The organism is Pseudomonas sp. HMWF006, assembly GCF_003061205.1.
GTDB classification, from domain to species: domain Bacteria; phylum Pseudomonadota; class Gammaproteobacteria; order Pseudomonadales; family Pseudomonadaceae; genus Aquipseudomonas; species Aquipseudomonas monsensis.
Window position 1 is genome coordinate 1 of the sequence record NZ_QAIU01000341.1, and the last position, 4,472, is coordinate 4,472.

The 4,472-nt window shown below is 59.7% G+C and carries 6 protein-coding genes; 2 read left to right on the forward strand and 4 right to left on the reverse strand.

What is annotated here, in order from left to right; all coding sequences use genetic code 11:
* From DBR24_RS14110 to DBR24_RS14120, 3 genes are all read right to left on the reverse strand, one after another.
* The coding region (locus DBR24_RS14110; protein WP_146189043.1) for a YggT family protein at window positions 1-469 on the reverse strand (469 nt) is incomplete at its 3' end.
* A 10-nt stretch (window positions 470-479) separates the two neighbouring features.
* Window positions 480-1,298 (reverse strand): pyrroline-5-carboxylate reductase, encoded by an 819-nt coding sequence (gene proC, locus DBR24_RS14115; RefSeq protein ID WP_128615069.1) that lies wholly within the window; start codon window positions 1,296-1,298, stop codon window positions 480-482.
* A gap of 23 nt (window positions 1,299-1,321) precedes the next feature.
* Window positions 1,322-2,011 (reverse strand): YggS family pyridoxal phosphate-dependent enzyme, encoded by a 690-nt coding sequence (locus tag DBR24_RS14120; RefSeq protein WP_123469549.1) that lies wholly within the window; start codon window positions 2,009-2,011, stop codon window positions 1,322-1,324.
* 56 nt (window positions 2,012-2,067) lie between these two features.
* Between DBR24_RS14120 and DBR24_RS14125 the strand changes: the two genes are divergently transcribed.
* Complete coding sequence (locus DBR24_RS14125) at window positions 2,068-3,102, forward strand: type IV pilus twitching motility protein PilT (RefSeq protein WP_007953348.1); 1,035 nt, start codon at window positions 2,068-2,070, stop codon at window positions 3,100-3,102.
* A gap of 151 nt (window positions 3,103-3,253) precedes the next feature.
* On the opposite strand, the gene DBR24_RS14130 is transcribed toward DBR24_RS14125, so the two are convergent.
* The gene (locus tag DBR24_RS14130; protein ID WP_128615070.1) at window positions 3,254-3,880 is read right to left on the reverse strand and encodes a C40 family peptidase; all 627 of its coding nucleotides are present in this window, start codon (window positions 3,878-3,880) and stop codon (window positions 3,254-3,256) included.
* Window positions 3,881-4,128: 248 nt separating this feature from the next.
* Between DBR24_RS14130 and DBR24_RS14135 the strand changes: the two genes are divergently transcribed.
* A partial coding sequence (locus DBR24_RS14135; protein WP_146189044.1) for a TM2 domain-containing protein occupies window positions 4,129-4,472 on the forward strand: 344 nt, incomplete at its 3' end.

Here is a 4,472-nt window from a genome sequence, read left to right on the forward strand (position 1 = left end):
GGTTTGGCAGAATCTTGCGGAACGGCGCCAGGGCCGGTTCGCAGATCTGGTTCACCAGTTCAGCGCCCGGGTTATGGCTGCCCGGGGCGACCCACGACAGGATCACGCTGATGATCAGGGCGAAGAAGAAAATCTTCAGGAACAGCGCGGTGACACCGATGATCGCCCAGATAAACAGCTGCAGCGGGTTACCGGTGGTGCCGTAGGTCAGCAGCAGGGTCAGAGCCATCAGTGCCAGTTGCACCAGAATCGCCAGCACCAGCGACGACATGTCCAGGCCGAACACGCTCGGGATGATCCGGCGCAGTGGCTTGAGCAGCGGCTGGGTGGCCTTGACCACGAACTGGCACAGCGGGTTGTAGAAGTTCGCCCGCACCAGTTGCAGGACGAAGCGCAGCAACACGATCAGCAAGTACAGGCTGCCGAGGGTTTGCAGCACGTAAACCGCTGCGGTGTTCAATCCAATCATGTAAGGCTCCTTATTTGCCCAGTTGTTCGGCCATTTCGGCCGAGCGGTGCGCGGCGGCGCCGAGTGCGGTTTCGACCAGGGCTTCGAAGCCGTTGGCCTGGAATGATTTGATTGCGGCCTCTGTGGTGCCGTTTGGCGAGGTCACGCGGCGGCGCAGTTCTGCGGCGTCGACATCGCTGGCGACTGCCATGTGCGCGGCGCCGAGGGCGGTTTGCAGGGTCAGCTGTTCAGCGATGTCCTGCGGCAGGCCGAGTTTGACGCCGGCGGCAGTCATGGCTTCGATCAGCAGGAAGAAATACGCCGGGCCGGAGCCGGAGACGGCAGTCACCGCGTCGAGTTGCTGTTCTTCGTTCAGCCACAGCGCGATGCCGACGGCGGACAGCAGCGCTTCGGCCTGCTGACGCTGTTCGGCAGTCACTTCGCTGGTGGCGTACAGGCCGCTGACGCCCTGACGCAGCAGTGCCGGAGTGTTGGGCATGCAGCGCACGATCGGCTGCTCGCCGAGCCATGCAGTCATGCTCGCGCAAGTGATGCCGGCGGCGATCGACACCACCAGTTGATGCGGTTTGAGGCTTGGGCGAATGGCTTCGCACACGGCTTTCATCGCCTGTGGCTTGACCGCCAGCACGATCACGTCGACGCCGTCGATGGCCTGGGCGTTATCGGCGAAGGTTTCGATAGCGTGTTCGGCGCTGACCCGTTTACGGGTTTCTTCGCCCGGATCGCTGGCGCGGATGTGGCTGGCTTCCAGACCTTTGGCGCGCAAGCCGCCGATCAAACTGGCGGCCATGTTGCCGGCACCGATAAAGGCAATACGTGTGTGGCTCATGTTTGGTCCTTATCTAGAAGCGTTCAAGAGTGGGCGGCGTAGTCGCGGGCACCAAACAGGGCCGTACCGATCCGCACCCAGGTGGCGCCTTGGGCGATGGCCGCCTCGAGGTCGTGGCTCATGCCCATGGACAGTGTGTCGAGCGGCAGATTCAGGCTGGCCTGCAAACGTTGCACGGCAGCAAACGCGGCGTCCTGTTCGGCACGATCTTCGGTCGGCTCGGGAATCGCCATCAGCCCGCGCAGTTTCAGCCGGGGCAGGGCGCTGATGGCCTCGGCCAGTGCCGGCAGGTCGGCCGGGGTGCAGCCGGACTTGCTGGCTTCACCGCTGACGTTGACCTGAATGCAGATGTTCAGCGGCGGCAGCTCGGCCGGGCGTTGTTCGGACAGGCGTTGGGCAATTTTCAGGCGATCCACGGAGTGCACCCAGTCGAAATGCTCGGCAATAGCGCGAGTCTTGTTCGATTGAATGGGGCCGATGAAGTGCCAGATCAAGGGCAGGTCGGCCAGTTCGAGCTGTTTGCCCAAGGCTTCCTGCAGATAGTTCTCGCCGAAATCGCGCAGGCCTGCAGCATGGGCTTCACGCAGGTCCTGTGCGGGTTTGGTCTTGCTCACGGCCAGGAGCTGCACGCTGTTTTCAGGGCGTCCGGCAGCGGCGGTCGCGGCGTGGATGCGTGAACTAACGAGGGCAATGTTGTCTGCTATCGTGGACATCAAGAGGCGCCGGCGGTCTGAAGGTTCGCGGCATTCTACTGGAATTGAGGAGCGCTATGGATATCACTGAACTGCTGGCCTTCAGCGCCAAACAAGGCGCTTCCGACCTGCACCTGTCGGCCGGTCTGCCGCCGATGATTCGTGTCGATGGCGATGTGCGGCGAATCAATCTGCCGGCGCTGGATCACAAGCAGGTGCACGAACTGATCTACGACATCATGAACGACACCCAGCGGGTCGACTTCGAGAAACACCTGGAAACGGATTTCTCGTTCGAAGTCCCCGGCGTGGCGCGCTTTCGGGTCAATGCCTTCAACCAGAACCGTGGCGCCGGCGCGGTATTTCGCACCATTCCCTCGAAAGTGCTGAGCATGGAAGACCTCGCCATGGGCGATGTCTTTCGCAAGATCACCGACGCCCCGCGCGGGCTGGTGCTGGTCACTGGGCCGACCGGCTCCGGCAAGTCGACCACGCTGGCGGCGATGATCGACTACCTCAATACCCACCGTCATCATCACATCCTCACCATCGAAGACCCGATCGAGTTCGTCCACGAATCGCGCAAATGCCTGATCAATCAGCGTGAGGTCCACCGTGATACCCGCAGTTTCGCGACCGCGTTACGTTCTGCATTGCGGGAAGACCCGGATGTGATCCTGGTCGGCGAGATGCGCGACCTGGAGACCATTCGCCTGGCCTTGACCGCTGCCGAGACCGGGCATTTGGTGTTCGGCACGCTGCACACCACGTCGGCGGCGAAAACCATCGACCGGGTCGTGGACGTGTTCCCCGGGGACGAAAAGTCGATGGTGCGTTCGATGCTGTCGGAGTCGCTACTGGCAGTGGTGTCACAGACGCTGATCAAGAAGATCGGCGGCGGGCGGGTGGCGGCGCACGAGATCATGCTGGGAACGTCGGCGATCCGTAACCTGATCCGCGAGGACAAGGTGGCGCAGATGTATTCGGCGATTCAGACCGGTGGTTCGTTGGGAATGCAGACACTCGACATGTGCCTGAAGGATCTGGTGACCAAGGGCTTGATCAGCCGCGAGCATGCGCGGGAGAAGGCGCGTACACCGGATAATTTCTAAGGGAGATTTTCGGTGTTCTAACCGGCCCTTTCGCGAGCAAGCTCGCTCCCACAATTGATTGCATTCCTTCAATTGGAATGCTTTCACCTGTGGGAGCGAGCTTGCTCGCGAAGAGGTCAGTGCTGGCGATACCCGTTGCGGATCAGTCAGTTCAGCGTTGAACGACGCGCATCTGCTTGCCGGCCGGTTCTTTCGGCAACACACGCTTGGCAACCACGTAATGCTGTTCCCAATACGGTTTGTTCAGCGTGTCGATGCTCACTGCTTTGCCACGACGCGGTGCGTGGATAAAGCGGTCGTTGCCCAGGTAGATGGCAACGTGGTTGACCCGACGGCTCTTGATGTTGAAGAAAATCAGGTCGCCTGGCTTAAGATCCTTGCGCTCGACTTTCTCGCCGTGACCGCTGGCCATCGCATTGGAGGTGCGTGGCAGGTCGAAGGTGGCGTCGTTGAACGCATATTTCACCAGACCGCTGCAGTCGAAGCCTTTACTTGGGCTGCTGCCGCCCCAACGGTATGGAGTACCGAGGACGTTCACCGCGCGGCTCAGGACGTTGCTGCTTTCCTTGTTCGCCATCGGTGGAACCAGCTTGCCGTGATTGTTGCTGGCGAGCGTGGTGTGTTTCGTTTGTTTGCTGCTCTTGCTCGAAGGAGCCGAAGCATGGGATTTAGGGGTGAAACCGTTAACGTTGGGAAGACGTTGCTCACGATTGGTGGCGTGGGCGGCCAGTGGCATTAATAGGCAAATAGTTAGCCATGTCTTGAAAAATGGTCGCATTAGGCGTGGCTCTTATGGGTTTGCGCGCAACTTTATAACAGCTTTTTTTTCGATTCCGAGGCCGTTGGTCGATTCAATCGGCTGACAATGGAACCAAATAAGCGGCAAAAAGACGCAATTGTCCGACAGAAGTCCGGTGCTGTAAGGCTTTGACGGGAGACACGGTAACATTTGCCATACGTCGGCTACCTGTAAAAAAGTCACAAAGAATTCAAGAATATTTATCTATCGTGTGAATCGAGGTCTTCATGAACCGCTATCAGCTACCCCGCGTGAACGAAAAGGACACCCACAGCAAAATCATCGGTTACCTGCTGTGGATCTTCGGATTTACCGGCGCTCACCGCTTCTATTACGGCAAACCGGTCACCGGGACGATCTGGTTCTTCACCTTTGGCTTGTTGGGTATTGGCTGGCTGATCGACTTGTTTCTGATCCCGGCGATGGATCGCGAGGCCGATCTGCGTTTTGCTGCCGGGCCGATCGAGTACAACGTGGCGTGGATTCTGCTGACGTTCCTGGGGGTGTTCGGCGTGCACCGGATGTACCAGGGCAAGTGGATCAGCGGGTTGCTGTATCTGCTGACCGGCGG

Bases quoted from the DNA above. Each gene is read 5' to 3' on its own strand.
- DBR24_RS14120 (WP_123469549.1), bottom strand. From the start codon at position 2,011: ATGTCCACGATAGCAGACAACATTGCCCTCGTTAGTTCACGCATCCAC.
- proC (WP_128615069.1), bottom strand. From the start codon at position 1,298: ATGAGCCACACACGTATTGCCTTTATCGGTGCCGGCAACATGGCCGCC.
- DBR24_RS14125 (WP_007953348.1), top strand. From the start codon at position 2,068: ATGGATATCACTGAACTGCTGGCCTTCAGCGCCAAACAAGGCGCTTCC.
- DBR24_RS14130 (WP_128615070.1), bottom strand. From the start codon at position 3,880: ATGCGACCATTTTTCAAGACATGGCTAACTATTTGCCTATTAATGCCA.